This window comes from Neopararhizobium haloflavum (genome assembly GCF_002750855.1).
In the GTDB taxonomy this organism is placed as follows: Bacteria; Pseudomonadota; Alphaproteobacteria; order Rhizobiales; family Rhizobiaceae; genus Georhizobium; species Georhizobium haloflavum.
Genome location: NZ_NWUC01000010.1, coordinates 62,632 through 89,319 on the forward strand (window position 1 = coordinate 62,632; position 26,688 = coordinate 89,319).

At 63.1% G+C, this 26,688-nt stretch carries 21 protein-coding genes; 12 read left to right on the forward strand and 9 right to left on the reverse strand.

The annotated features are described in order from the left end of the window. Nucleotides 1-37: 37 nt before the first annotated feature. Nucleotides 38-730 (forward strand): ligase-associated DNA damage response endonuclease PdeM, encoded by a 693-nt coding sequence (gene pdeM / locus CN673_RS18455; protein WP_198586057.1) that lies wholly within the window; start codon nucleotides 38-40, stop codon nucleotides 728-730. Between the two features lie 3 nt (nucleotides 731-733). On the opposite strand, the gene CN673_RS18460 is transcribed toward pdeM, so the two are convergent. From CN673_RS18460 to CN673_RS18475, 4 genes are all read right to left on the reverse strand, one after another. Continuing rightward, nucleotides 734-1,285, reverse strand: a complete 552-nt coding sequence (locus CN673_RS18460; protein ID WP_099867881.1) for a dihydrofolate reductase family protein — start codon at nucleotides 1,283-1,285, stop codon at nucleotides 734-736. Between the two features lie 43 nt (nucleotides 1,286-1,328). Beyond that, nucleotides 1,329-2,111 carry a TIGR02186 family protein gene (locus CN673_RS18465; RefSeq protein WP_099867882.1) on the reverse strand — a complete coding sequence of 261 codons (783 nt, stop codon included), beginning with the start codon at nucleotides 2,109-2,111 and terminating at the stop codon, nucleotides 1,329-1,331. Nucleotides 2,112-2,113: 2 nt separating this feature from the next. Next, nucleotides 2,114-3,040: a sulfite exporter TauE/SafE family protein gene (locus tag CN673_RS18470; protein WP_099867883.1), complete on the reverse strand. Its 927-nt coding sequence runs from the start codon at nucleotides 3,038-3,040 to the stop codon at nucleotides 2,114-2,116. Nucleotides 3,041-3,282: 242 nt separating this feature from the next. Further along, nucleotides 3,283-6,984 carry a peptidoglycan-binding protein gene (locus CN673_RS18475; RefSeq protein ID WP_099867884.1) on the reverse strand — a complete coding sequence of 1,234 codons (3,702 nt, stop codon included), beginning with the start codon at nucleotides 6,982-6,984 and terminating at the stop codon, nucleotides 3,283-3,285. A gap of 321 nt (nucleotides 6,985-7,305) precedes the next feature. On the opposite strand from CN673_RS18475, the gene CN673_RS18480 reads away from it, so the two are divergent. From CN673_RS18480 to CN673_RS18520, 9 genes are all read left to right on the forward strand, one after another. Then, nucleotides 7,306-7,752 (forward strand): MerR family transcriptional regulator, encoded by a 447-nt coding sequence (locus CN673_RS18480; RefSeq protein WP_099867930.1) that lies wholly within the window; start codon nucleotides 7,306-7,308, stop codon nucleotides 7,750-7,752. Nucleotides 7,753-7,873: 121 nt separating this feature from the next. Then, entirely contained in the window at nucleotides 7,874-9,670 is a 1,797-nt protein-coding gene (locus tag CN673_RS18485) for an acyl-CoA dehydrogenase C-terminal domain-containing protein (protein WP_099867885.1), read from the forward strand. Between the two features lie 60 nt (nucleotides 9,671-9,730). After that, nucleotides 9,731-10,900 (forward strand): acyl-CoA dehydrogenase family protein, encoded by a 1,170-nt coding sequence (locus CN673_RS18490; protein WP_099867886.1) that lies wholly within the window; start codon nucleotides 9,731-9,733, stop codon nucleotides 10,898-10,900. Between the two features lie 36 nt (nucleotides 10,901-10,936). Further along, nucleotides 10,937-12,145 carry an acetyl-CoA C-acetyltransferase gene (locus CN673_RS18495; RefSeq protein WP_099867887.1) on the forward strand — a complete coding sequence of 403 codons (1,209 nt, stop codon included), beginning with the start codon at nucleotides 10,937-10,939 and terminating at the stop codon, nucleotides 12,143-12,145. Nucleotides 12,146-12,162: 17 nt separating this feature from the next. Then, nucleotides 12,163-14,376, forward strand: a complete 2,214-nt coding sequence (locus tag CN673_RS18500; protein WP_099867888.1) for an FAD-dependent oxidoreductase — start codon at nucleotides 12,163-12,165, stop codon at nucleotides 14,374-14,376. Between the two features lie 108 nt (nucleotides 14,377-14,484). Continuing rightward, the gene (locus CN673_RS18505) at nucleotides 14,485-14,940 is read left to right on the forward strand and encodes a CopD family protein (RefSeq protein WP_099867931.1); all 456 of its coding nucleotides are present in this window, start codon (nucleotides 14,485-14,487) and stop codon (nucleotides 14,938-14,940) included. A gap of 21 nt (nucleotides 14,941-14,961) precedes the next feature. Next, nucleotides 14,962-15,576, forward strand: coding sequence for a 2-hydroxychromene-2-carboxylate isomerase (locus CN673_RS18510; protein ID WP_099867889.1), 615 nt, complete (start codon nucleotides 14,962-14,964; stop codon nucleotides 15,574-15,576). A gap of 129 nt (nucleotides 15,577-15,705) precedes the next feature. Continuing rightward, complete coding sequence (locus CN673_RS18515; protein WP_099867890.1) at nucleotides 15,706-16,359, forward strand: S24 family peptidase; 654 nt, start codon at nucleotides 15,706-15,708, stop codon at nucleotides 16,357-16,359. Beyond that, nucleotides 16,356-17,057, forward strand: coding sequence for a thermonuclease family protein (locus CN673_RS18520; RefSeq protein WP_099867891.1), 702 nt, complete (start codon nucleotides 16,356-16,358; stop codon nucleotides 17,055-17,057). The genes CN673_RS18515 and CN673_RS18520 overlap by 4 nt, the downstream gene beginning before the upstream one ends. A 24-nt stretch (nucleotides 17,058-17,081) precedes the next feature. On the opposite strand, the gene CN673_RS18525 is transcribed toward CN673_RS18520, so the two are convergent. Further along, on the reverse strand, nucleotides 17,082-18,713 hold the full coding sequence (locus CN673_RS18525) for a lysine--tRNA ligase (protein ID WP_245409991.1): 1,632 nt from the start codon (nucleotides 18,711-18,713) through the stop codon (nucleotides 17,082-17,084). Between the two features lie 237 nt (nucleotides 18,714-18,950). Here CN673_RS18525 and CN673_RS18530 point away from each other — a divergent pair, with 237 nt between their 5' ends. Then, a complete protein-coding gene (locus tag CN673_RS18530; protein ID WP_099867892.1) occupies nucleotides 18,951-19,760 on the forward strand; it encodes a sterol desaturase family protein in 810 nt (269 codons plus the stop codon). 13 nt (nucleotides 19,761-19,773) lie between these two features. Here the strand turns inward: CN673_RS18530 and CN673_RS18535 are convergent, their stop codons facing one another. Further along, the gene (locus CN673_RS18535; protein ID WP_245409989.1) at nucleotides 19,774-20,544 is read right to left on the reverse strand and encodes a transporter substrate-binding domain-containing protein; all 771 of its coding nucleotides are present in this window, start codon (nucleotides 20,542-20,544) and stop codon (nucleotides 19,774-19,776) included. A gap of 236 nt (nucleotides 20,545-20,780) precedes the next feature. On the opposite strand from CN673_RS18535, the gene CN673_RS18540 reads away from it, so the two are divergent. After that, on the forward strand, nucleotides 20,781-22,676 hold the full coding sequence (locus tag CN673_RS18540) for a glycosyltransferase family 2 protein (RefSeq protein ID WP_099867894.1): 1,896 nt from the start codon (nucleotides 20,781-20,783) through the stop codon (nucleotides 22,674-22,676). Between the two features lie 78 nt (nucleotides 22,677-22,754). On the opposite strand, the gene CN673_RS18545 is transcribed toward CN673_RS18540, so the two are convergent. Genes CN673_RS18545 through pcaB form a run of 3 tightly spaced genes read right to left on the reverse strand, consistent with a single transcriptional unit; the run spans nucleotide 22,755 to nucleotide 26,685 of the window. Then, nucleotides 22,755-23,921 carry a mandelate racemase/muconate lactonizing enzyme family protein gene (locus CN673_RS18545; protein WP_099867895.1) on the reverse strand — a complete coding sequence of 389 codons (1,167 nt, stop codon included), beginning with the start codon at nucleotides 23,919-23,921 and terminating at the stop codon, nucleotides 22,755-22,757. Continuing rightward, nucleotides 23,918-25,330: a class II fumarate hydratase gene (locus CN673_RS18550; protein WP_099867896.1), complete on the reverse strand. Its 1,413-nt coding sequence runs from the start codon at nucleotides 25,328-25,330 to the stop codon at nucleotides 23,918-23,920. The genes CN673_RS18545 and CN673_RS18550 overlap by 4 nt, the downstream gene beginning before the upstream one ends. Continuing rightward, nucleotides 25,330-26,685: a 3-carboxy-cis,cis-muconate cycloisomerase gene (gene pcaB, locus CN673_RS18555; protein WP_099867897.1), complete on the reverse strand. Its 1,356-nt coding sequence runs from the start codon at nucleotides 26,683-26,685 to the stop codon at nucleotides 25,330-25,332. The genes CN673_RS18550 and pcaB overlap by 1 nt, the downstream gene beginning before the upstream one ends. Between the last annotated feature and the right edge of the window lie 3 nt (nucleotides 26,686-26,688).

Below are 26,688 nucleotides of genomic sequence, written 5' to 3' on the forward strand. Positions count from 1 at the left end.
GTCTCCTGCAACCATCCCCGACCGGCCGGTTTCTGACATGCCGGGACGCACTGTCGCCATCGACGTGGCCGGCATCCCGCTCGTCTGCGACACATTGGGTGTTGCCTTTCTCGAGCGCAGCCGCACCCTGATCGTCTCCGACCTGCATCTTGAGAAAGGCGCGGCCTTTGCGCGCCGCGGCATGATGCTTCCGCCCTATGATACGGCCGCGACGCTGGACCTCCTTGACGCCGCGCTTCGCCGCTACCGCCCGACGGCAGTGGTCAGCCTGGGCGACAGCTTCCACGACCGGCTGGGCGCGCACCATCTGCCGCCGATCTACGAGACCCGCCTGCGTGGCTTGATGGCCGGCCGCGATTGGTTCTGGATCGCCGGCAATCACGACCCTGATCGCCCCGCGAACCTGCCCGGCGATTGCGTCGAGACGCTTGCCATCGACGGCCTCACCTTCCGGCACGAGCCTACAGCGACGACGCGCCATGCAGCCGGCGAAATTGCCGGGCACCTGCATCCTTCGGCCCGCGTGGTGCGGCGTGGCCGGGCCGTGCGGCGCCCCTGCTTCGCCACCGACGGGACTCGCCTCGTCATGCCTGCCTTCGGTGTTACGACAGGCGGACTGGACCTGCGTCACCGGGCAATGGAAGGTCTCTTCGACCGCTCGGTGCTCTATGCGCACATGCTCGGCCGCGAGCGGATCTATTCCGTGCGGTTCGCCAATCTGAGCGGCTGATTGTCAGGCCTGCGGTTCATATCTGACGATGACCGATCCGTTGCTAAGCGGCCTCGTTTCGACGCAGCGCAGCGCAATTGGTCGGTCCGCCGGCTTGAAGAACGGCGTGCCGTGGCCGAGAAGGACAGGCACGATGCAGAGCATCAACTCGTCGACCAGGCCCGCCGCGAGAAGTCCGTCGGTGAGTTCCGCGCTTCCGAACACATAGATCGGCTGGTCCATTTCGCGCTTGAGACGCGATAGCTCGGGGATGATCTCCGCCGTTACCCGGGTGTTGTTCCAATCGGACGAGCGAAGGCTGCGCGACGCGACGAGCTTTGGGAGTGCGTTCATGAAGCGTGTGATGTCGCCGTCTTCGGCTTGCGTCCAGTGAGCCTTCATCCCCTCATAGGTCACACGGCCGAAAACGAGCAGGCCGGCGGTGCGCCCGAACTCGAGACTGAGCGCTTCGAGTTCCTCGCCCCATGCCAGTTCATGGAATGGCAACACCCACTTTTCCGCGCCCTCAAAGTACCCGTCCACCGTCACGAGGTTCCAGACGATCAACTTGGCCATGGGTTCCCCCTCCACTGCCGATCGCGTTGCCGGTCTCGGCTGATCAGTTCTTGCGGAAGATCACGCTTCCGAGCCAGCCCGTCAACATGGCGATGGCGACGGCGAAAAGCCCATAGAGAAAGGAGCGCTCATAGGCCATGGCGTAGATGAACTGCTCCAAACCGGTCTTTACCACCCTGAGCGAGGCGTCGCGCTCCATGATGAAATTGCCACTCTTGAAGAGATAGGCGCGAATCGTGTGCTCACCCAGGGGCACATTTGCCGGGATACGGATCGACGCGCGAAACAGGCTTGAACTGACGAAATCGACACCGTGCGGATCGCGCTCGAAAAGGCCGTTCTGGCGCTTCAGCCGACGCAATGCATCGCGGAATTCGGCGATGTTGCTGCCATCGCCGATCGAGCCGGTCGGTACGAGGCGGATGTTGTCTGTTCCGATCTCGTAGCGATCGAGAACGATGTTGTCGGTGATCAGATCGACAGGGCGGGTGCTGGACAGCGAATACGATGCCGCGACCGGCTCGAATTCCATGGAGCGCCGGTTGATCCAGATGCCCAGAACCCGTTCCTTGCGCCAGACCGTGGTCTCGCGCTGCGGGCCGACGAGGGCGACGACGATGTCGTATTCGCCGAGATCGAGCAGGAATGGATCGGCGCTGTCGAGCGCACCGAAAACGGTAATGTCTGCCCCGGAGAAATCCGAGGTGATGGCAATCTCGTTGGTCGAGACCCCGATGTCGAGACGCTCCTGCGGCTCATTCGGTGCCTGCGCGCCGGCCGTGGAAAGGCCGGCCAGGAGCGCTGCAACGGCAAGGATGAGGCGCATGGTCAAAAGCCCACTCCTTGCGTAATGACGGAGTAGACCTCATCCGGCGGCACCAGAAGGTCGAGACCGAGGCGCATGCCTACTGCCAGCACGAGAAGCGCGAGAAGCGCGCGCAGTTGCTCGCCCCTCAGCTTCTGCCCGACACGCACACCGTATTGTGCGCCAATGACACCTGCGACCATCAGGAGAAAGGCAAGGACGATGTCGACCGAATAGTTCGTCGTGGCCTGCACGACGGTCGTGAACGCGGTAACGAAGATGATCTGGAACAGCGAAGTGCCGATGACGACATTGGTCGGGATGCGCAGGAGGTAGATCATGGCCGGGACCATGATGAAGCCGCCGCCCACCCCCATGATCGAGGTCAGCACACCGATCGCGAAACCGAGAACGATTACGGGAATGACGCTCAGATAGAGTTTGGACTTCTTGAACCGCATCTTCATCGGGAGCCGGTGCACCCAATTGTGCTGGCCGGGCTTCCTGAGGGCGACGGTTTCGTTCTTGGCGGCACGGCGCATCGAATTGACGCTTTCCCACAGCATCAGGCCGCCAACGACCGACAGGAAGACGACATACATGATCGATACGATGAGATCGAGCTGCCCGAGCCGGCGCAGGAGCGTGAATATCCATATGCCGACCGATGCCCCCAGGATTCCGCCGACGAGCAGCACCGTGCCGAGCTTGAGGTCCAGCGAACCGCGCTTGAAATGCCATATCGACCCGGAAAAGGACGAGGCAACGACCTGGTTGGCTCCCGTCGCGACGGCGACGGCTGGCGGGATGTTGTAGAAGATGAGAAGCGGCGTGATGAGAAAGCCGCCGCCGATCCCGAACATGCCGGAGAGGAACCCGACCGCCGCTCCCATGCCGAGGATGACGAAGACGTTCACCGACAGTTCCGCGATCGGCAGGTAAATCGTCACCTCATGCCCCTGACCATGCCAGCGAATCGGCCTTTCGTCCGTGCTTCCGTTCCGGGATTGCGCTACACGGTGCAACGCGGCCCGATGATATGTCTTCGATCTTTCTCGGCCGTTAAGCGTAGCCCCAATGCCAACGATCGCCGGGGCGGTTTCGATACCGTCCCAGCGTTGGCTGTTGTGTGCGCGCTTGACGCGCGCAAGTCAATTGAATCGTGGAGGAAAATGCCCCGATAGTGGCAGGGTCAGCCCTTCTGGCTCTCTGCCAGCAAGGCTCTCACGAGTGCCTCGTCGATCCTGCCTGTCGGCTCCATGCCGTTGGCCTCTTGAAACCCCTTGATCGCTTCGACCGTCTTGCGCCCGACGACACCGTCCGGCACACCCGCGTCGAAGCCTTCCTTGGTCAGGAGTGCTTGAATGTTGCGCACCGCCTGATCGACATCGACGGCTGCCGTTCGGGTTTCGGAGACGCCCCAGGCTTCTGGAAGTTCAACGGTATTGGCGGCCGGGTCGAGCGGTTGGGGCTGCCAAAGATCGACGGCGGCCTTGGCTTCTGCCAACGCATCCGCGTCAAGTGCGTTGGCCACCTCGTCGCGCTTGGCGGCCGCATCGGAATCGCCGTCCGCGGCTGCGAGCGCGAACCACTTGTAGGACTGGCCAAGATCCTGATCGACGCCGCTGCCACGCGCGTAGAGAACCGCCAGGTTGAACTGGCTGTCGCTGATCCCGTGGTTGGCCGCCGCCTCGAACCATTCGGCTGCCAGTTCATAGTCCGGCGCCTCGCCGCCCGATGGCGTTGCATAAAGGACGGCCAGATTGTGCATTGCACTGGCGTTGCCCTTGTCTGCGGCCGCGAGATACCAGCGTTTTGCCTCCGCAAGGTCGCGCTCGACGCCGGTGCCTTTCTCGTAGAGGTTTCCGAGCCGGTACTGGGCAGGCGCGAAGCCATCTTCGGCCGACGCGCGGTACCAGGTCGCCGCAGCCGCAGCATCGCTTTCAACGTTGCGGCCTTCGCCGAAGCGCGCGCCGATCTCGAAAAGTGCCCGGCTGTCGCCGCCGCGTGCCGCCTCGATCAGAGCGATCGGGGCGATGTCGTCCGGCAATGCATCGACACGCTCGGCCAGAACCGCGGGATCGGTTGCGCTCGATTCGGTCTCCGGCGCCGGTGCTGCGGCCCGGGCCGCTTCGTCGCTCGCTGGCGCATTGGGTGAAAGACTGGATGTCGACGCCGGATCGCGTGCGATCGCTGGATCCTGTCCGCCATCAGGTGCGTAGACCTGCGGCAACTGCGTCATTTCACGCGGCGTCGGAAGCGGTTCGGCGGTTTCGGTCGGCGTCTCGCTCGGTGCCACTGCTTCGCTCAGACGGGTCGGGGCCTCCTCGCGGGCCTGCTGCGGCTGAGCAGGGCCGGCCGTCTCGGCCGTTTCGACCGGAGCAGCCGAGGGCTCCTCTTCGCGCTCGGCCACGACCGGTTCGGGCGACGGCGCGTCATCAGCCAGGAAGCCGGCAGCCAAGGGATAGGACATGACCGCCAGGAGAACGGCGCCAACGGCGATCAGGATCGGGCGCCGGCGCGAACCGGTTTCGCTTCCCTGACCACTGCGCCCTGCCTTGTCACCTTTTTTCTTGCTGGTGTTCTCGACATCGGCAGCCGCCGCCTGCGCCGCGCGCCGTGCAGCGGCGATGAAATCGCTCTTTTCAGTTTCGCTGTAGCCGGTGCTGCCGGAGCGGATGCCTCCGGATTGCTGCTCGCGGACCTTCTGCAGGATCCGATCGATGTCGGGCGCGCCGGAGCCGGGCTCGAGCGGCATGTTGGCGGTGCTGCTGTCGAGCTGGTCGACCGGGTCGATCGACGGTGTCGGCTCCAGCTGGGCGCGAGAGACGTCGGCCTGAGACGTCTCAGGCTCGCGCCGCACGTCCTCCGCCTGCTTCGGCCGGACGCGCTGGGTCAGGCGTCCGAGCAGCGAGCGCGGCTCGCTCGTCACGCCGGCCGTCGCCGAAGCCGCGGCGACCGCAGGCGCGGCCAGCCCAGCACCATGCGCTGAGACTCTCGCCTCCTCGTCCAGGCGATCCTGATTTTCGGATTTTTCCTTTTCCGCACTGGCGGTCTCGACCGGGTGGTCATCCGCCACGCTCGGCGCCACGGTGCGGTGGCGGTCGAGACTTTCCAGCCGGTTGGCGATCTTCAGCAGCGTGTCGTGAATAGCGTCGAATGTGCGCGCATTGCGCTCATCGCTCATCCGGGTGAGCTTTTCGAGCGCGCGGAGGTCCTCGGCAAGTCCCTGGACGTCGGTGAGTTCGTCGACACCGCCGGCGAATTCGTCGGCACCGCTTTCCAGGAACGAGGCGACGGCTGCCTCTGCCGCCCGGCTTGCAGCCGCAATGACGTCGTCCTGGTTCTGGGAGAGCCGGGTCTCGATCGCCGCAAGCCGAGGCTCCAGCACCGATGCGGTGTCGCGTGGAGCGATCTCGTCGCCGCGCTCGCTCATCAGCCGCGTCAGCAGCGTGATCTGTTCCTCAAGCCCACGCACCGCAGCCTCGCTGGCCGGCGACTGCCGATCCGACTGATCGAGACGGCCACTGATCTCTTCGAGCTGACGTTGAAGCCCTTCGAGTCCGGGAACTGTCGACTGGGCAGTTTCCTGCGCTTCAGCCCGTTCGATCAGCGTCTCGAAGCGGTCGAGCAGCGCGCGGTCAACCGCGAGTTCCCCGGCGTTCGTCTGGCTGGCGGCCAGCGCATCGATCCGGCCCGAAAGGTCTTCGAGATAGGCGGCGATTTCGCGCATGCCCTCGGATTGGCCTTCGCCCGACAACCCGGCAATCTGTACGGCGACCAGATCGAGCCGCTCGGCCAGGGCGCGCGTATCGCCGGACTGGGCCAGCTGCTCGATACGGCTCGCCAGTCGTTCAAGGTGCGGTGCAAGCGCGACCGCGGCCGCCTCGTCGCGCTCGGCAAGCTGATCGGACATCTCTGCCAGACGCACCTCGACCCGCTCGATCATGGCGTCGCCCAGTGCCGGCTCGGCGGAATTGGCGACTGCGATGATGGCCTGCGAAATCTCGTCGAGACGAGCGTTCAGGTGATCGAATCTTGCGGTTTCGTCACCATCCGGCGCCTGCAGCCTCGACACGATGGTGTTCAACTCACCTTCGATGCGCTGGCTCCATTCATTGTCCGGCAGCACGGCCATGCTTGCCGACAGCACGTCCATGCGCTTGGTCAGAGCAGCTATTTCGTCTCGAACAGCGCCGGGATCGGCTTCCTGCATGAACGCGCAGATATCGGCCCAGCGATTGTCGAGGCTGCGAACGGTCTCTTCGCGGGCGAGGCCTTCCACCAGTTGCTGCAGAACTTCGCGATCAGCCTGCATTGCCGCGACGTCGCCCGCCTGGCTCGCCTGGCCGAGCGTATCGATGCTCTGGCTGAGATGAAGAAGATCGGCCCTGATCGCGTCCGGCATTGTCTCGCGCTCGGCAAGCGAGCGGATGTGCACCATTTCGCCGCGCAGCGCCCCAACATGGCGGGCGATGTCTTCGCTGAGGTCGTTGCGGATTTCGACACGCAGCTCGCGGCGCAGCGCCACCAGTGCCTGCGCCACGTCGCGCAGATCGCCGTTGCCTGCCGTGCTTGCGGACGACGAAGCGTGTGGCTTTGCTTGTGAGGAGGTTTCGGCGGCAGCGCGAAGTTCGGCGGTGCGCGCCCTGAAGGCGTCCAGCCGACGCTGACGCGCGCGAATCTGATGCAGCGGATTGTCGGTATCGACCGCCGCATCGTCCGCTGGCGCCGGGCTCGCCTTTCCCGCCTCCTCGTCGTGCGGGCTCATGTCCCCGCGTGCCGACATGACGGCATCGAGCCGCGTTTCCAGCGCGTCGATCGTTCGACCGATGGCACCGACCGACGCTGAGTCTTCGCTGTGATTCCTGGATTCCGACCGTGATTCGTTCATCGCAGAGCTCGTTTCGGTTTAGCGGCGCCCCGAAAGACTTCGGAGCCGGTAGGCCGTTCCCACTGGCGGTGTCGCGCTTGAACGCGCCCGCTGAAGTGCGGCAGGCGATCCGAAATGACCCGTTACTATGTTCGGCAACTACCCTGTGTGGCTGCACAATCGACGAAACGTGGTAAACAACCCGTTAATCTTGTGCATGACCGGAACGATTCTGCGGCGTATTTGTGTTTGTCATCGTTCGGAGGCATTCTCCCTGCCGCCTCCATCGAACCTGGCGCCCGTTCCAGCGCGATGCGAGCGAGCATCAAGGACAGGGCCGGCATGAGAACGCATCCCAATACCTCCTCCCATACCGATCCGCATGATCTCGACACAGCCGAAGCCGGACCACAGGATCGCACCTTCCGTATCGGCGACCTCGCCGGCGAATTCGGCGTCACCTTGCGGACGCTGCGTTTCTACGAGGACAAGGGTTTGCTGACGCCCCGGCGCATGGGCGTCACCCGGCTGTATTCACGGCGCGATCGGGCACGATTGAAGCTCATCCTTCTCGGCAAGCGCGTCGGCTTCTCCCTCGACGAGGTGAAGAAGATGATCGAACTCTATGATCCGCACGGCAAGAACGAGACCCAGCTTGCGGTGGCGCTGGAAAAGGGCGAGAGCCAGCTTGAGCGCCTCCGTCAGCAGCGTGACGAAATCGACGTCGCGATCGGCGAGCTGGAGCGAACGCTCAGCGTCGTGCGCAACATGCTGGCCGATCCACGCTGACAGACCGCAACCGCCAGTCAGCCGACCGATGAAAAATTGACGTTTACGCAAACGTCAATTTTTGGTATTCCCCTCCCCAACGGGAGTTCTCCCGCATTTGTCCGCAATTGAGGAGGCGACGATGCCTGTCTACAAGGCTCCGGTTGACGATACCCTTTTCATCCTGAACGACGTGCTCGGCTTCGAGCGCTACAACAATCTCGCCGGCTTTTCCGACGCGTCGGCCGACGTCGTCGAGGCGATCCTCGCAGAAGGCGGCAAATTTGCCGAGGCGGTGCTTCAGCCGCTCAACCAGGTTGGCGACCGCGAGGGATGCAAGCGGGGCGCCGATGGGTCGGTGACGACACCGCGGGGTTTCAAGGACGCTTTCGACCAGTATCGTCAGGGTGGATGGCTCGGGCTTGCCGCGGACCCAGACTATGGTGGCCAAGGACTGCCATACGTGCTGCATAGCGCCGTCGGCGAATACATGTCGTCGGCCAACATGGCGCTCATGATGTATCCGGGCCTCACGCAGGGCGCCATCGCCGCAATCCAGGAACATGGCACCGACGAGCAAAAGCGCACCTACCTGCCGAAGATGGTCGACGGCACCTGGACGGGTACGATGAACCTCACCGAGCCGCATTGCGGCACCGATCTGGGCCTGCTGCGCACCAAGGCCGTACCGAACGAAGATGGCTCCTATCGGATTTCCGGCCAGAAGATATTCATCTCGGCCGGTGAGCACGACATGGCGGAGAACATCGTCCACCTCGTCCTTGCGCGGATCGATGGCGCGCCGGAAGGCGTGAAGGGGATCTCGCTCTTCATCGTGCCGAAATTCAAGGTGAACGGCGATGGTTCGGTCGGAGAGCCGAACGGCGTTTCCTGCGGCTCGATCGAAGAGAAGATGGGCATTCACGGCAATGCAACCTGCGTCATGAACTACGACGAGGCGGAAGGCTATCTGGTTTCCGAGGCGAACAAGGGCCTGCGCGCCATGTTCGTGATGATGAACGAGGCGCGCCTGTCGGTCGGCCTTCAGGGACACGCCATCGCCGAGGTCGCCTATCAGAACGCTGCAGACTATGCGCGCGAACGCATCCAGGGACGCGCGCTCTCGGGCGCCAAGGCACCGGAAAAGAAAGCCGATCCCATCATCGTGCACCCCGACGTGCGCCGCACGCTGATGACGATCCGCGCTTTCAACGAGGCCGGCCGCGCGCTTCTTCTCTGGACCGCGCTCAAATCCGACATTGCCCACCGCTCAGATGACGACAAGGAGAAGCAGTCGGCCGACGACCTGCTTGGCCTGATGACACCGATCATCAAGGGCGTTCTGACCGACAAGGGGTTCGACCACGCAGTTGCGGCCCAGCAGCTCTACGGCGGCCATGGCTACATCGAAGAGCACGGCATGAGCCAGTTCGTGCGCGATGCCCGCATCGCCATGATCTACGAGGGAGCAAACGGCATTCAGGCCCTCGACCTCGTCGGCCGCAAGCTTGGCATGAACGGCGGCCGTGCCGTCATGGCCTTCTTCAAGGAGGTCGAGGATTTCTGCGCCGAGCACCGCGACAACGAGAAGATGAGCTTCTTCACAAAGCATCTCAAGAAGGGCCTCGGCGACCTGCAGGCCTCGACCGTGTGGTTCATGCAGAACGCCATGGCCAAGCCCGACAACGCCGGTGCCGGCTCGACCGACTACATGCACCTCTTCGGCCTCGTCGCACTCGGCTATATGTGGGCACAGATGGCGAAGGCTGCCTCCGACCAGCTTGCGCAAGGGGCCAACGGGCGATCCACCTATATGGAAAACAAGCTGATCACGGCGAAGTTCTTCATGGAGAAGCTCCTGCCGGAAACGGCGCTGCGCCGTGCGCGGATTGAAAGCGGCGCTGATTCCATGATGGAACTGGCTGCGGAAGCATTCTAGGTTCGACGAGCACTTGGGCCGGCAGCCATGTCGGCCCATATGACTGTCCGGAGGAAATGCATGACCCTAGCCGCTGAAGTTCTCGGCACCCCCCTTCCCGCCTGGCGCTCGGACGATGTGACCATGCTGGAAGACATGGCGATGCGCTGGCTGTCCGACGAGATCGCGCCCGACTACGAGCGCTTCGAGAAACAGGAGATGGTCGACCGCGCGGCGTGGGAAAAGGCCGGAGCGGCCGGTTTGCTCTGCGCCTCGATGCCGGAGGAATACGGCGGCGCGGGTGGCACCTACGCCCATGAAGCGGTTATCGCCGAAGCGCTCGGCCGGGTCGGCGTCGATGGCTTCGGCATCGCCCTGCACAACGCCATCGTCGCCCCCTACATCCTCCATTACGGTTCCGAGGAGCAGAAGAAGAAATGGCTGCCGAAGCTCGCCACCGGCGAACTGATCGGCGCCATCGCCATGACGGAACCGGGCGCGGGCTCGGACCTGCAAGGGGTCAAGACTCGTGCCGAAAAGGACGGCAACCACTACCGCATCAATGGCTCCAAGACCTTCATCACGAACGGCCAGCTCGCCAACCTGATCATCGTGGTCGCCAAGACCGATCCCCAGAAGGGCGCCAAGGGCACGTCGCTGATGATCGTCGAGACCGACGAGGTCGACGGATTCGAACGCGGGCGCAATCTCGACAAGGTCGGCCTCAAGGCCAACGACACCTCCGAGCTCTTCTTCAACGACGTGCGCATTCCGACGGCCAACATGCTGGGTGCCGAAGAGGGACAGGGCTTCATCCAGCTCATGCAGCAATTGCCCCAGGAACGGTTGCTGATTGCCAACCAGGCGATTTCGATGATCGAGCGGGCGCTTGCCGTCACCATCGATTACGTGAAGGAGCGCAAGGCATTCGGCAAGGCGGTGATCGACTTCCAGAACACTCAGTTCAAGCTTGCCGAGCTGAAATCAGAAGCGGTGATGGCGCGCGTCTTCGTCGATCATTGCGTGGATCAGCACCTTAAAGGTGAGCTGACGCCGACGACCGCCTCGATGGCGAAATATCTGCTGACAGACCTGCAATGCAAGGTTGCCGATGAATGCGTCCAGCTTCATGGCGGCTATGGCTATATGAACGAATATCCGATCGCCCGCATGTTCCGCGATGCCCGTGTGCAGCGGATCTACGGCGGCACCAATGAGATCATGAAGCTGCTGATCGCCCGCTCGCTTTGAGCCTGCCGCAGCCGAACGGAAAAAGGGAGACCAATCATGGCCGAAGTCTACGTATACGACCACGTCCGCACCCCGCGCGGCCGCGGAAAGAAGGATGGCTCGCTGCACGAGGTACCGTCGGTGCGCCTTGGCGCCAAGGTCCTGGAAGCGGTGCGCGATCGCAACGGGATCGACACCACCAAGGTGGACGACATCATATTCGGCTGTGTCGACGCCGTCGGCGAAGCGGGCGGCGACGTTGCGAAGGCCTCGGCGTTCGAGGCGCGCTACGATACGCAGGCTCCCGGCCTGCAGCTCAACCGCTTTTGCGCATCCGGCCTTGACGCCATCAACTTCGGTGCAGGCAAGATCGCCCAAGGCGCCGACGACATCGTCATCGCCGGCGGCGTGGAATCGATGTCGCGCATCGGCCTCGGTATGGCGGGCGGCGCATGGTTCATGGATCCGTCCGTCAACTTTCCGGCCTATTTCATGCCGCAGGGCGTCTCCGCCGACCTGATCGCCACCAAATACGGCTTCAGCCGTGATGATGTCGACGCTTACGCGGTCGAGAGCCAGAAGCGCGCGGCCAACGCCTGGGAAAAGGGCTGGTTCAAGAACTCGATCGTCCCTGTCGACGATATCAACGGGATGACGATCCTCGACCGTGACGAGCACATGCGACCCGGCACCGACATGCAGGCGCTCGCCAGCCTGAACCCGTCCTTCACCATGGTCGGCGAGATGGGCGGCTTCAACGCCGTGGCCGTTCAGGCTCACCCCGAGGTCGAGAGCGTCGACCACGTCCACCACGCCGGAAACTCATCGGGCATCGTGGATGGCGCGGCCGTGGTTCTCCTCGGCTCCAAGAAGGGCGGCAAGACGATGGGCATGAAGCCGCGGGCGAGGATCAAGGCCTTCGCCAATATCGGCTCCGATCCGGCATTGATGCTCACGGGTCCGGTCGACGTGACCGAAAAGCTCCTGAAGCGCGCCAAGATGAAGATCGACGACATCGATCTCTTCGAGTTGAACGAGGCCTTCGCCGCCGTGGTGCTGCGCTACATCCAGGCGTTCGACATCCCGCACGACAAGATCAACGTCAATGGCGGCGCGATTGCCATGGGGCACCCGCTGGGTGCCACCGGCGCGATGATCTTCGGCACCGTGCTGGACGAACTGGAGCGCCGCGATCTGAACACCGCGCTTGTCACGCTCTGCATCGGCGCCGGCATGGGCACGGCGACGATCATCGAGCGCGTTTGAGACCTGGGAGACGAGACATGAGCTATACCAATTTCACCGTCGAGACCGACAATGACGGCATTGCGCTGGTCACCTGGGACATGCCCGACAAATCGATGAACGTCTTCACCATGGCCGTGATGGACGAGATCGAGAAGATCGCTGACACGACCAGCGCCGACGACAAGGTCAAGGGCGTCGTCTTCACGTCCGGGAAGAAGTCGTTCTCCGGCGGCGCCGATCTGACCATGCTCAAGGGCATGTTCGCCATGATGGCCGAGGAAAAGGCGAAGGACCCGAAAGCGGCCGTCAAAAAACTGTTCGACGCCGCCGGCCGCATGAGCTGGCTGTGGCGCAAGATCGAGACCAGCGGCAAGCCGTGGGTTTCGGCGATCAACGGCACCTGCATGGGCGGCGCCTTCGAACTGGCGCTTGCCTGCCATGGACGCATCGCAGCCGACGACAAGTCCGTGAAAATGGCCCTGCCTGAGGTGAAGGTCGGTATCTTTCCGGGCGCCGGCGGGACCCAGCGCGTGCCGCGCCTGACCAACGCCCAGGACGCGCTGCAGATGATGACGACGGGCCAGAACCTGTCGCCGCAGCGTGCCAAGGCGATGGGTCTCATTCACGAGATCGTAGAACCCAAGAAGCTCGTCGCGGCCGCCAAGAAGATGATCAAGGACGGTCTGAAGCCGGTTCAGCCCTGGGACGAGAAAGGCTTCAAGGCACCGGGAGGCGCCGTGTGGTCGCCGCAGGGCGCGCAGCTGTGGCCCGCGGCATCGGCGATCTTGCGCCGCGAGACGGCCGGCAACTATCCGGGCGCCCTGGCCATCGTCAAATGCGTTTTCGAAGGCCTGCAGGTTCCCTTCGACACCGCGCTGAAGATCGAGCAGCGCTATTTCACGCATGTGCTGCAGACGCCTGAAGCCTTTGGCATGATCCGCTCGCTGTTCGTTTCCATGCAGGAATTGAACAAGGGCGCGCGGCGGCCCGATGGCGTCAAGCCGGTTAAGTTCAAGAAGATCGGCGTTGTCGGCGCCGGCTTCATGGGGGCCGGCATCGCCTATGTGACGGCAAAGGCGGGCCTTCCGGTCGTCCTGATAGACCGCGATATGGACGCCGCGGAGAAGGGCAAGGCGCACTCCGCCGACATCGTCAAGAAGGGCGTGCAGAAGGGCAAGACGACGCAAGAGGAAGGCGACAAGCTGCTGTCGCTGATCACCCCGTCCTCGGACTATGCCGATCTGGAAGGCGCGGACCTCGTCATCGAGGCGGTGTTCGAGGATCGCGAGATCAAGAAGGATGTCATCGAGAAGGTCGAGGCGGTGCTGAAACCCGGTGCGATCTTCGCCTCCAACACCTCGACCCTGCCGATCAGCGGGCTGGCAAAGAACGCCAAGCGCCCGAAGAACTTCATCGGCATCCACTTCTTCTCGCCCGTCGACAAGATGATGCTGACGGAGATCATCCTCGGCAAGAAGACGGGGGACAAGGCGCTGGCCACCGCCCTCGATTATGTCGCCGCGATCAAGAAGACGCCGATCGTCGTCAACGACACGCGCGGCTTTTACGTCAACCGCTGCGTCCTCGGCTACATGAACGAAGCCTATGACATGCTGATCGAAGGTGTGCCGCCTGCGATGATCGAAAACGCGGCCAAGATGGCCGGAATGCCTGTCGGCCCCCTCTCGCTGAACGACGAAGTGGCAATCGACCTGTCGCAGAAGATCCTGAAGGCGGCGATCGCCGACATGGGCGAGAAGGCGGTGAAAAGCGAGCATATGGAACTCGTCAACACAATGGTCGACAAACACGGCCGCTTTGGCCGCAAGAATGGCAAGGGGTTTTATGACTACCCCGCCAAGCCTGCCAAGAAGCACCTCTGGCCGGACCTGAAGACGCTCTATCCGCAGAAGAGGGCCAACGAGGTCGATGTCGAGGAGCTGAAGCAGCGCTTCCTTGTCGGCATCGCGCTGGAGGCGACGCGAACCATGGAGGAAGGGATCGTGACCGATCCTCGCGAAGCCGATGTCGGCTCCATCCTCGGCTTCGGTTTTGCGCCCTATACGGGCGGCGCGATTTCCTACATCGACGCCATGGGCGCGGCTAGGTTCGAGGAAATCTGCAAAAAGCTCGCCAAGAAATACGGCAAGCACTTCAAGCCGACCAAGATCGTCCAGGAACTGGCAAAGAGCGGTGAGACGTTCTACGAGCGGTTCGGCCAGGATGCGGCGATGCGCGAAGCCGCTTAAACGCTGCGATTCATGAAATGCTGAAGCCCGGCCACCGCGCCGGGCTTTCGTCACGCCGCCCCAGCCTGTATGACGGGCAAATACCTCCGCGACGGCGCCCGTTCGATCATGACCATAATCCTCCTGACGATCCACATTCTCGCTGCCCTTTTCTGGGTCGGTGGCATGGTCTTCGCCCATCAGATCCTGAGGCCGGCGGCGCTGGCGCTCGATCCGCCGCTGCGCCTCGCTCTCTGGCGCGACGTCTTTTCCCGGTTTCTCCCTGCCGTCGGATTTGCCGTGGCTGCACTGCTCGTCACCGGCTTCGCGATGATCTTCACGACATTCGGCGGCTTCGCGGCCGCGCCGGTGTCTGTGCATGTGATGACCACGACAGGACTCGTGATGATGATGCTCTATCTCCATCTCGTCTTTGCGCCGTGGAAACGTCTGAAATCTGCGATCGGCAATGCCGATTGGAAGGCGGGCGCCGGCCATCTCAATCAGATGCGCCAGATTGTCGGGATCAACATCGTGCTCGGCATCGTTACGATCGTGGTCGCGAGCACCGGCCGCTACTGGTGAGCTCAGGAAAAGGACCCGACCATGGCCAATATCGACTATTACTTTGCCGGCATTTCGCCGTTCAGCTATCTCGGCCATAGAGCCATCGAAGCGGTGGCCCGGAAGCATGGTTGCGGCATCGCCTACAAGCCCGTGATCCTGCCGGAACTCTTCGAGGTTTCGGGAGCCCTGCCACCGGCCAAGCGCCCGCCCGTGAGGCAGCGCTATCGGCTGCTTGAACTCCAGCGCGTCGCCGAGATGCGCGGATTGCCAATCAACCTCAAACCGAAGCATTTTCCCGTCGATCCTGCGCTGGCCGACCAGGCGGTGATCGCGTTGCTCGATGCCCGCCAGGACCCAACCGACTACATGTTCCGGGTCTTCTCTGCCGTCTGGGCTCAGGACGAGAACGTCTCCGACCCACGCGTCGTCGAACGGGTGCTGGATGAAAGCGGTTTCGATGGGGCAGCGTTTCTGGAGGCCGCGCAGTCGGAGAGCGTCGCCGAAACGCGCCGCCAGAATACGAAGGAGGCAATCGAGGCAGACGCTGTCGGCGTGCCCGCCTATGTCCTCAATGGCGAGGTCTTCTGGGGACAGGATCGGATCGAGCTTCTCGATCGTGCGCTCGAGAGCGGACGTGCGCCATTCCATCCATAGGCTTCGAGACGCACAGCTCCGGGACTTTATTCCTAATTTGCTTTACTCCCGTCCCCGCTCGGTTTAAAAGAGATAAAGGCGCTGGCATTCGCGGCCAACGCGTTCCGCTGGACGATCGAGGCTCTATCGATGCTATCGCATGACCGCATATGGGCGGCGATTGATGCGCTGGCCGAAAAGCACCAGCTGTCGCCATCCGGGCTTGCCCGGCGCGCGGGGCTCGATCCGACCGCTTTCAACAAATCCAAACGTCAGGCATCGGACGGACGCTCACGCTGGCCGTCGACCGAATCGCTCGCCAAGGTGCTCGGCGCGACCGGCGCGTCGCTCGACGACTTCATGGCGCTTGTTCGCGGTCCCTCCGACCGGGCGGGTGAGATCGTGCCCAAGGCAAGTGCCATACCTCTCCTGGGGTTTGCCCAGGCCGGCGCTGGCGGCTTTTTCGACGATGGCGGCTTTCCTGCCGGACAAGGCTGGGACGTCGTCGACTTCCCTGCCCCGCCCGGAGGCGGGACCGGCGTCTATGCATTGGAAATCCAGGGCGATTCCATGTTGCCGCTCTACCGCGACGGCGATGTGCTGATCGTCGAGCCGGGAGCGCAGGTGCGTCGCGGCGATCGTGTCGTGGTCAAGACGGTCGACGGCGAAGTGATGGCCAAGTTCCTCCACCGGTTGACATCAAAGACCGTCGAGCTGAATTCGCTCAATCCGGAGCACCCGAACCGGTCGTTCGCGCTCGCCGATGTCGAGTGGATCGCACGCATCATCTGGGCCAGTCAGTGATCGGTCGTTTTCTGCGCAGCCTTGTTCTTCCAACCGTGCTCATCGTCGTGCTGCTGGCCGGGCTGATCACCGCGATGGACTACTACGCCGCGCTCGAAGAGCGGCCCGCATCGGCAGATCGCGCCAATTCCGCTCCGCCAGCCGAGACGGCGGACAGCGCCGCGGCGGTTGATCGGCGCGATGATCGGTCTGCCGCAAGCCGTCCGGTCGATCCACAACTGTTCGGACAGCCTTTCACTGCCCGTCCGGGCGAACTCACCCGCGTCGATCCACGCCCGCCCCTGACGCCGCCGAAGGAGGAGACGGACGAGGAGGCCGCATCGACCATGCTTTACCGTCCGCAGGCCGTGGGCGCCGGTCGCCTCGAATTCGAGGGGCGAGCGCTGCAACTGGCAGGCATCGATCCGACACCGGTGGAGCGCACATGCCAGGGGGAAAGCGGCGCCTGGCCATGCGGCATGGTCGCCCGAACCGCGTTCCGCAACTATCTGCGCAGCCGGGCGCTCGAATGCGATGTGCCAGCCGACGACTGGCAGGACACGGCAGTCGCCACCTGCATGATGCGCGACGACGACATTGCCGCCTGGCTCGTCCGCAACGGGTGGGCGGAAGCCACCGCCGGCTCGGCTTACGCCGAACTCGCCAGCAAGGCGCGCGAAGAAGGCCGCGGGATTTACGGTGGCGATCCACGGCGCTAGAGAGTCAAGAACAGGGAAACGCCCCTATTCCCAGGCTGGCTCCGCCAGATCGCCCGACAGGGCCTTGTCAATGAGAGCGCGCGTCTCCTTGATGCCGTAAAGCGCCACGAAGGAACCGAAGCGCGGCCCGCGTTCCTGCCCCAGAAGAACCTCGTAGATCATCTGGAAGAAGGCGATCGACACGCCTGGCCCACCATCGGGACTCTTCTTCGCCGGATCCTGATAGCGCGGAATGGAGCGTGCGACATTGAGTGCCGCATCCTGGATTTGCGCGCCATCGGCATCGTTCGGCAGGGCATTGAGCGTCTCGCCAAGGGTCTGCAGCGCCTCGCGCTCCTCGCCGTCGGGCTGCCGGAAGCGCTTTGTCGGCGCCACGAAGTCATGAAAATACCGAATGGCGAAATCGACCAGCTGGTCGAGCTCCGAATGGCTCTCCGGCGTCACGCCCGGCGCATAGCGCGAGATGAAACCCCACAATACCGCCTTGTTCTCCGCGTTAGACGCGCTGACGAGATTGAGCAGCATCGCGAAGGGCACCGGAAGGCTCGTTGCCGGCGGCGTTCCGTCATGCATATGCCAGACCGGGTTGCCGAGACGGTTCTTCCAGTCCTGCCGTTCATAGGCGGAAAGGAACGTGAAATACTCGTCCACCGCCTTCGGAATGACGTCGAAATAGAGCTTCTTGGCGGCCTTTGGCTTCTGGAACATGTAGAGCGAAAGGCTCTCCGTCGGCGCATAGGTCAGCCATTGGTCGATCGTCAGCCCGTTGCCCTTCGACTTGGAGATTTTCTGCCCGTTCTCATCGAGGAAAAGCTCGTAGTTGAATCCCTCCGGCGGACGGCCTCCGAGCGCCTTGCAGATCTTCGATGACAGCGTGACGCTGTCGATGAGATCCTTGCCCGCCATCTCGTAGTCGATACCGAGGGCAAACCAGCGAAGCGCCCAATCTGCCTTCCACTGGCACTTGACGCGTCCGCCCGTCACCGCCGTCTCGACACGCTCGTGGGTCTCCGGATCGACATAGGTGACCGTACCGGCATCGACATTGCGCGCCACCATCGGGACCTGAAGGACGACGCCCGTGCGCGGGCAGATGGGCAGGAAGGGCGAGTAGGTCCCGCGCCGCTCTTCGCCGAGAGTCGGCAGGATCACCGCCATGACGTCGTCATAGACCTCGAGCATGCGCAACAATGCCGTATCGAAGCGCCCGGAGGTATAATAGTCGGTCGCCGAGACAAACTCGTAGTCGAAGCCGAACCGATCGAGGAAAGCACGCAGCCGCGCATTGTTCGCCGCCGCGAAGGACGGATATTCGTTGGAGAACGGGTCGGGTATGCGCGACAGCGGCTTGTTCAGGTGGGTGGCCATCATCTCCCGGTTGGGGACATTGTCGGGCACCTTGCGCAGGCCGTCCATATCGTCCGAAAAGCAGATCAACTTCGTCGGAACCGTATCGTTCGTCAGCACGCGAAAGGCATGACGCACCATCGAGGTGCGAGCGACCTCGCCGAACGTGCCGATATGCGGCAGGCCCGAGGGACCGTATCCCGTTTCCAGCAGCACGGTTTCAGGATAGCCGTCCGCTTCGTAGCGCTTGAGGAGCTTTCGCGCTTCCTCGAAAGGCCACGCCTTGGACTCCATCGCGGCCGCGCGCATCGCGGCTTCGGGCCGGGCGGTGTCGGACAGAGTCTCGGATCGCTGTGGGTCGCTCATGATCGCGCTTTCGATGAGGAAGGGCCGGCCGCTCTTGCGACCGCAATTCGGCGGCACCTATGCCGCGCTCGCCCGGCTGCGTCAACGTCCCGCCCGCAAACCCGTTGCCACGCGGCGCTGCCGCCACCATCTTTGGCATGCTTTCCGCCTTGCGCAGGAAAGCGATTGCGGGAGATGCGAATGGATCTTTTCGGACTGGCAGAGCCGATCGTGCGGTTGGGCGCATTCGCCACCATCTTTGTCGCGATGGCGATTTTCGAACTGGCCGCACCGCGCCTGGAGCGCGAGGAGATGCGCGGGGCCTGGCGCTCGCGGCGCTGGATGACGAATGTGTCGATCCTCGTCATTTCCTCGATCTGTCTTCGCATCGTGTTTCCGCTCGCCGCGGTGGGGACCGCGCTTTGGGCCGAGGAGCGCCAGCTCGGCCTGTTCAATCAGATCGGGGCCCCACCCCTTCTTGCCGGCGTGATCGCGTTCTTCATCCTCGATTTCGTCATCTGGCTGGAACATTGGGCGAGCCACCATATCCCGCTGCTCTGGCGGATTCACCGCATGCATCATGCCGACAACGGGTTCGACTTCACCACGGCATTGCGTTTCCATCCGCTGGAAATCGTTCTGTCCATGGTCTGGAAGGCGCTGATCGTCGTGCTTCTCGGTGCCCCGGCGCTGGCGGTGCTGATCTTCGAGATCGTCCTCAACGGAGCGTCGATGTTCAACCATGCCAACGGCAGGCTGCCTCCAGCCGCCGACCGCGTCCTGCGACGGTTTATCGTTACGCCGGACATGCACCGCGTGCACCATTCCAGCGACATGCGCGAGACGAACTCCAATTTCGGCTTCAATTTTCCATTCTGGGATCGCATCTTCGCAACCTATGAAGAAGCACCGCGCCTTGGTCATGATGCCATGGAAATCGGCCTCAAGCCCTATCGTGGCATCCAGACGGCCCGCCTTGGATGGTCTTTGATGCTGCCCTTCCGAAAGTGACCGCCTGCGTCGCTCAATAGAGCCCGTTCGGGAAATAGCGCAGATAGATCTCGGCGAACCGCCCGTTGTTGTTCAAGGCCAGGATGGCGTGATCGAAGGCCTCCGCCAGAATCCTGTCATCGCTGGCGACGGCAATGGCGAGCCCCTGGCCGAGGAACCGGTCCGAGAAGAAGGGACCGTCGAGAAATCGGCAACAGCGCTCTGCTTCCTGGCTGCCGAGCCAGAACGAGAATTGCATGCCATCGCCGAACGCCGCCTTGATCCGACGATCCTTCAACGCATCGAAAACCCGCTCTGGCCGGCCATAGGCGACGACATTCAGGTCAGGGAAGAATGCGCGGGCCATCGCCTCGTGGGCAGTGCCATCAACAACACCGATGCGTGCCCCCTCCGGCAACGCCGCCAGGGCATCTTCCGCCGGGTTCAACGAAGGGTCGGCCCTGATGATGAAGCGTGCAGGCAGCTTTAGATAACTGCGCGTAAAACGATAGCGTTGCCGGTTTGCATCGCTGATGCTGACACCTGCAATGATCGCCTCGCCGCGCCCATTCTCCAGTGCCGCGTCCAGTTCGTCGAACGGCATCGCCTGCAACTGGCACCGATCGGCGACATCGAGTTCCTCGCAGATGGCGCGGACGAGATCGACATGAAGGCCTGAAAGTCGGCCTTCCTGGTCGAGAAAATTGAAGGGCGGGAAATCGGTCGTGGTCAGAAAGCGAATTCGCGGATAGCGCGAAAGATCAGGCAGCGTCATCCGTTCGCGAGGGTCGAAATGGTTCGGCACAGATACCCCGCCCTGCGCCGCCGCAGCGCCGGCTCCTAGCAGCAAAAATATAAAAAAGAGTAAATTTCTGTAAAATTCTAGGGGTTCTTTATTCAAGAATTTCAATACCATATGGACGGCTGATTGGGGGGACGGCACGCTTGCGCTGCCGATGGTGTCGCGTGGATTCTGACGTACATTACACGCAACCGGGCACCTCGCGAAGAGCCGAAGACGCACCCATCCCGTTCCGCTTGATGAGCAGCCTCAGCGCGGCGGAAGAGGCCATTGCGCTGCCGCCAGAGATACGATCCGGCACGCAGTATCCCTTGTCGGTTCAGGTGGCCGCGTTGAAACGGCTCGGCATCGGCAAACCTGTCATCGCCAACGCAGCCTCCCTGGCAAGACGCAACGGGACATCGCTGGAGGACGAATTGTTTTCCTCCGGCATCGTCCAGGAGACCCTCTATTTCGAGGCGATCGCCCACTCGCTCGGGTTGCGTTTCCTGCGGGTGATCGATCCGACCGCCATCATCCTCTCGGCTTCGATCGATGTGCTGCTGACCGATCCGCGGCGCCCGCTGCGCGTGGACACCCACGACGGCCGCACGATCACCGTGATCGCGCCGGTCGCGGCGGAAGCCGAAAGACTGAGCCGGCTGTTGGAGGATCATCCGGGCTTGCGGGAAAGTTTCGCCGTCGCGCCGCCGAGCGCGGTGCGCGCTGCCGTCTGGAGTGCACGCAGCGAGCGCCGCGTCGCCGAGACGGTCGGCAGCCTGTTCGACTCCCGCCCGCGGTTGAGCGCCCGTTTCGTCGCGACTGGCCGTCAGGGTTTTGCCATCGGCGTGGTGCTCGCCGGGCTGATGGCAGCCGGCCTTGTGGCGTGGAATCCGACATTGGCCGCCGTGCATGTGGCGTTGACATCCCTTTTTGCCGCCTGCGTCTGGCTGAGAGCGACGGCCAGCGCGCACTGGCAGGAGAGAACCCCGCACTATCCCACGGTACTCGATGACGCGCGCTTGCCCATCTATACGGTGATGGTCGCGATGTATCAGGAAGCGCCTGTCGTCCGGCAACTCGTGGGGGCGCTCGACAAGCTCGACTGGCCGCGCTCGAAACTCGATATCAAGCTGGTTTGCGAAGCCAATGATGGCGAAACCATCAAGGCGTTGGAAGAACTCCGGCTGAGGCCGGAATACGAGATCGTGCGCGTGCCGCGCGTCGCACCGTTCACCAAGCCGAAGGCGCTTTGCTACGCGATGGCCGGGGCGCGCGGTGAGTTCACGGTAATCTACGATGCCGAAGACCGGCCCCATCCGGAGCAATTGCGCGAGGCGCATGCGCGCTTTCTCGCCGGCGGACCGCGCCTCGCCTGCATCCAGGCACCGCTGGTGATTGCCAATGCAGGACGCACCTGGCTGACCAGCATGTTCGCATTGGAATATTGCGGGCTATTTCGCGGCATCCTGCCATTCCTGGCAAAGGTCGGCCTGCCCTTGCCACTTGGGGGAACGTCCAATCACCTGCGCTCCAACGTCCTGAGGGAAGTCGGCGGGTGGGATCCATTCAATGTCACCGAAGACGCTGATCTCGGGCTGCGCCTGGCGCGCGGAGGCTATCGCTTCGCGATTATCACCCGCCCGACGCTCGAGGATGCGCCGACATCGATCCGCGTCTGGGTGCTGCAGCGAAGCCGCTGGTTCAAAGGCTGGCTCCAGACCTGGCTGGTCATGATGCGCCATCCCGTCCAGCTTTGCCGTGATTTCGGGCCCGTCGGCTTCCTGACGAGCCAGATCCTCACTGCCGGCATGCTGGCCTCCGCTCTGCTCAGCCCCTTGATGCTCTACTTCATCCTGTCGAGCGCGCTGGCACTCCTGCTCGGCCATCGAGACACCTCGACGCTTGGAACCATATTACTGGTCGTCGACCTTGCCGTCGTCATCAGCACCTTCATCGTGTTCATCTTGCTCGGCTTCAAACCCATGACGATGAAGGAGCGTTTCCAGATCGGTCGACGCTGGGCGTGGCTGCCGGTCTATTGGACCATGATGTCATGGGCCGCATGGCGCGCCGTCTTTCAATTGATGAACAAGCCCTTCCACTGGGAAAAGACCCCGCACGAACCAACTGCGCGAAGGGAACTGGACGGTTGATCCACGGTGCGTTTGCCGGCGGCCTGTCCGGCCGCCGATGAGCCCCGCAAATGCCCGTCGGCCCGTCCTCGACAACCGCTAAACGGCAAACGCGCCCTCAAGCCAGCTTTTCAGCTCTGATTTCAGTTCGAGTCCGACGCCGGGCACATCGGGCAGGCGCACGCGGCCGTTCTCCACTTTCGAAGTGTCCGCGAAGCCGCCGAGCGGCTGGAACACGCCGGGATAGCTTTCGTTTCCGCCAAGCCCGAGGCCGGCAGCCAGATGCAGCGACATCTGGTGGCCGCCATGCGGATGAAGCCGCCGCGGCGACCATCCGTGCTGGCGCATCGTCTCCAGCACCTTGAGATAGTCGGGCAGGCCGTAGGCGAGCCCGCAGTCGAACTGCACGAAATCGCGATCGGCCCGCATTCCGCCATACCGCAAGAGGTTGCGGGCATCCTGGGAGGAAAAGATGTTCTCGCCCGTGGCAAGCGGTCCATCGTGCTCTTCTGCAAGCACGGCCATCAGACGGAAATCGAGCGGATCGCCGGGCTCCTCGTACCAGCGCAGTCCATAGTCGCGCATGGCGCGGCCATAACTGAGCGCGGTTTCCAGATCGAAGCGCCCATTCGCATCGACAGCGAGCCGCGATCCGTCGCCGAGAACGGCAATCGCCGCCTCGATCCGCTTCATGTCTTCGGCAAGTGGCGCGCCACCGATCTTGATCTTCACCTCACGATAGCCGAGGTCGAGATAGCCCTTCAGTTCGTCCTGAAGCGCGCTTTGGCCAAAGCCGGGCTGGTAGTATCCACCGGCGGCATAGACCGGCACCTCCTCGTCGGCTTCACCATCGCGATACATGTCTGCAAGGAGGCGATAGAGAGGGACGCCAGCTGCCTTGGCCCGCAGATCCCACAGCGCCATGTCGAGCGCGCCAAGTGCGCTCGCCCGGTCTCCGTGTCCACCGGGCTTTTCGTTGCGCATCGCCACATCCCAACAGGCGAACGGGTCGATCTGCCCGGCCTCGTCCTGAAGGTCGGCCGGATCGGCCGCCATGAGCCTTGGAATGAACCGTTCGCGCAGCATGCCCCCGACGGACCAGCGGCCGATCGACCCGAAACCATAACCGACAAGCGTCTTTCCATCCTGGATGGTGTCGGAGACGACCGCCACCGCCGAGGTGGTAAGGCCAGCAAAATTGACCATGGCGTTGGCACCGGGAGAGGTAATTGGCAGATCCTTCTCCAGAATGCGTGCGATCTTCATTCCGTTTTTCCTTCTTTCATTCGTCCGCCATTCGCCATGCGCACCGGATCGATGAGCGCGTCGTACTCTTCCATGGAGATCACACCCAAGCGGGCCGAGGCTTCGCGCAACGTCAGATTTTCGGCCTCGGCAAGACGGGTGATCTCAGCCACGCGGTCATAGCCGAGCCTGGGCGTGAGCGCCGTTGCCAGCATCAGCGAAGCGTCCACATAGTGCCGCATCCGCCCGTCGTTGATTTCAAGGCCATCCAACGCCCCCTCGATGAACGCGGCGATGGTGCCGTTAAGCGCGGCAGCGCTCTCCAGGAGCGCGTGGATCAGCACAGGCTTGGCGACATTGAGTTCGAATAGGCCCGACCCCGCCGCCCAGACCACCGTCGTGTGATTGCCGATCGTGCGAAAGCAGGCCTGCAACAGGGCCTCGGCCAGCGTCGCGTTGCGCTTGCCGGGCATGATGGAGGACGACAACCCATCGTCGGGAAGCATCAATTCGGCCAATCCGGCCCGCGGCCCGGCTGCAAGCAGCCGTATGTCGTTGAGGATATGAATGAGGCCGGTTGCAAGCCCCTCCAGCGACGCCGAAGCCGCCACGAGCGCATCATGCGCGGCCATGCCCTCGACCTTGACCGGATTGGGGACAAAATCGATCCCGGTCGCCTCGCTCAGCGCAGCACAGAACGCGGTGTCAAAGCCGGGCTCGGCATTCAGACCGCTACCCGCTGCCGTGCCGCCTTGCGCCAGAACCTTGAGATCGGGCATGGTCGCCGCGATGCGCTTTCGCGCCTGGCCCACCTGTCGGCCGTAGGATTGAAAGGTCTGCCGCAACGTTACCGGAACGGCGTCGTTCAGATGGGTCCGCCCCATCCGTACATGATGGCCATGGTCGCTCTCAAGGCGCGCGAACGCAGCTTCCAGCGCACCGAGCGTTGGAAGAATGCCGTTTTCGAGTTCCAGCACCGCCGCGATGTGCATGACCGTTGGGAAGGTATCGTTGGACGACTGGCCCAGATTGACATGGTCGTTGGGATGCACCGGCTCACGCGTTCCGAGCGGCTGGCCGAACAATTCGTTCGCACGGTTGGCCAGCACCTCGTTGGCGTTCATGTTGGTCTGCGTGCCGCTTCCCGTCTGCCAGATGGAGAGAGGAAAATGATCGTCGAAATCGCCATCGCGCAAAGCGTTGGCAGCGACGACGATCCGTTCGCCGCGTCGATGGTCGATGACGCCGAGCGCCATGTTCGCTCGCGCGGCTGCCGCCTTCTGAAGCCCGAATGCACGCAAGAGGCCGCAGGGCAATCTTGGCCCGTGTTGGGGAAAGAGCTTGAGGGCGCGGGCCGTCTGCGCCCCCCAATAGCGGTCCGCCGGGATGTCGACGGCGCCGCTCGCGTCTGATTCCGAACGGATCGCCATCACGTGCCGATCACAGCGTCGACCATTGCGCCGGCACTACCGAGATAGTTCGTCGGATCGGTGAGATTCTTCAGGGATTCATTGCCAAGTGGCTCCGCCACGTCCGGCATGGTGCGCAGGACGTCGTAGAGGCTCGATTGTTCTTCAACGGCCCGCCGGCAGCCCGCATAGACGATATCATGGGCCTCCTTGCGTCCCGTATGGGGGGCAAGCGCCATCATGACCGCTTCCGCGACGATCAGGCCACGTGAATGATCGAGATTTTCGCGCATGCGCTTCGGGAACACCTGAAGTCCGCCGAGCATGAACTCAGCCTGGTAGAGGATGCCCGATGCGACGGCGAAGCCCTCGGGAACGGCGGACCACTCCAGATGCCAGGGCCCCGTCGCCCGTTCGAAATCGTGGATCATCGCATCCAGCATCGACGTGGCGTGGTTGCGCACGATCCGCGCACCGGCAAGGATGAGCTCGCACGAAACCGGGTTCTGCTTCTGGGGCATGGTGCTGCTGGCACCGCGATGACGAACGAACGGTTCGGCCACCTCGCCGAGTTCGCTGGTCATCATGATGGAAATATCCATCGCAAGCTTGCCGAGACTGCCGCTGACCAGGGCGAGGAACTGGACCGTCTCGGCAATACCGTCGCGCATGGAATGCCAGGTGATGGCGGGAACACCGAGACCGAGTTCACGTGCGAGCTCCTGCTGGACCTCAAGGCCTCGCGTCCCGAGCGATGCGAGCGTACCCGACGCGCCGGAAAATTCGACGACCAGGACACGCGGACGGATTTCCGCAAGTCTTGCGGCATGACGGTTGAAGGCAGAGAGCCAGACTGCGGTCTTGTAGCCGAACGTCACCGGCAACGCATGTTGCAGATGAGTGCGGCCGGCCATCGGCGTATCGCGATGATCGCGCGAGAGCGTTGCAAGCGCCTGTCGCACGCGGTCGATGCGCCTTTCGACAAGGCTCATCCCGTCCCGAATCTGAAGGACGGTCGCCGTGTCCATGATGTCCTGCGTGGTCGCGCCCCAGTGCAGGTATTTTCCGGCCTGACCCGCATGGGCGGCGAGTTGCTCGACGAGAGGCAGGATCGGATAGCCGACGATCTCCGTCTCGTCCCGCAGACGCTCCATATCGGGCTTGAAGGTCGAAGCCGCGGCGGCAATCCCCGCCGCCGCGTCTTCCGGGATGATGCCGAGGCGCGCCTGCGCCTTGGCGAGGGCGACTTCCGTCTCGACGCAGCGCGCCACGAAGGTCTGCGCGGCGAAGATAGCCCGCATCTCGTCATCGGCGAAACTGCGCCCGTAAAGCGGAGAGTCCAGGGCCGTCACAGGTTGAGGAAAGGAAGCCGCCATCGT

Excerpts from the sequence above, each read along its gene's own strand:
- pdeM (WP_198586057.1), top strand. The coding sequence starts at position 38 with ATGCCGGGACGCACTGTCGCCATCGACGTGGCCGGCATCCCGCTCGTC.
- CN673_RS18460 (WP_099867881.1), bottom strand. The coding sequence starts at position 1,285 with ATGGCCAAGTTGATCGTCTGGAACCTCGTGACGGTGGACGGGTACTTT.
- CN673_RS18465 (WP_099867882.1), bottom strand. The coding sequence starts at position 2,111 with ATGCGCCTCATCCTTGCCGTTGCAGCGCTCCTGGCCGGCCTTTCCACG.
- CN673_RS18475 (WP_099867884.1), bottom strand. The coding sequence starts at position 6,984 with ATGAACGAATCACGGTCGGAATCCAGGAATCACAGCGAAGACTCAGCG.
- CN673_RS18480 (WP_099867930.1), top strand. The coding sequence starts at position 7,306 with ATGAGAACGCATCCCAATACCTCCTCCCATACCGATCCGCATGATCTC.
- CN673_RS18485 (WP_099867885.1), top strand. The coding sequence starts at position 7,874 with ATGCCTGTCTACAAGGCTCCGGTTGACGATACCCTTTTCATCCTGAAC.
- CN673_RS18490 (WP_099867886.1), top strand. The coding sequence starts at position 9,731 with ATGACCCTAGCCGCTGAAGTTCTCGGCACCCCCCTTCCCGCCTGGCGC.
- CN673_RS18495 (WP_099867887.1), top strand. The coding sequence starts at position 10,937 with ATGGCCGAAGTCTACGTATACGACCACGTCCGCACCCCGCGCGGCCGC.
- CN673_RS18500 (WP_099867888.1), top strand. The coding sequence starts at position 12,163 with ATGAGCTATACCAATTTCACCGTCGAGACCGACAATGACGGCATTGCG.
- CN673_RS18505 (WP_099867931.1), top strand. The coding sequence starts at position 14,485 with ATGACCATAATCCTCCTGACGATCCACATTCTCGCTGCCCTTTTCTGG.
- CN673_RS18510 (WP_099867889.1), top strand. The coding sequence starts at position 14,962 with ATGGCCAATATCGACTATTACTTTGCCGGCATTTCGCCGTTCAGCTAT.
- CN673_RS18515 (WP_099867890.1), top strand. The coding sequence starts at position 15,706 with ATGCTATCGCATGACCGCATATGGGCGGCGATTGATGCGCTGGCCGAA.
- CN673_RS18525 (WP_245409991.1), bottom strand. The coding sequence starts at position 18,713 with ATGCGCGCGGCCGCGATGGAGTCCAAGGCGTGGCCTTTCGAGGAAGCG.
- CN673_RS18530 (WP_099867892.1), top strand. The coding sequence starts at position 18,951 with ATGGATCTTTTCGGACTGGCAGAGCCGATCGTGCGGTTGGGCGCATTC.
- CN673_RS18540 (WP_099867894.1), top strand. The coding sequence starts at position 20,781 with ATGAGCAGCCTCAGCGCGGCGGAAGAGGCCATTGCGCTGCCGCCAGAG.
- CN673_RS18545 (WP_099867895.1), bottom strand. The coding sequence starts at position 23,921 with ATGAAGATCGCACGCATTCTGGAGAAGGATCTGCCAATTACCTCTCCC.
- CN673_RS18550 (WP_099867896.1), bottom strand. The coding sequence starts at position 25,330 with ATGGCGATCCGTTCGGAATCAGACGCGAGCGGCGCCGTCGACATCCCG.
- pcaB (WP_099867897.1), bottom strand. The coding sequence starts at position 26,685 with ATGGCGGCTTCCTTTCCTCAACCTGTGACGGCCCTGGACTCTCCGCTT.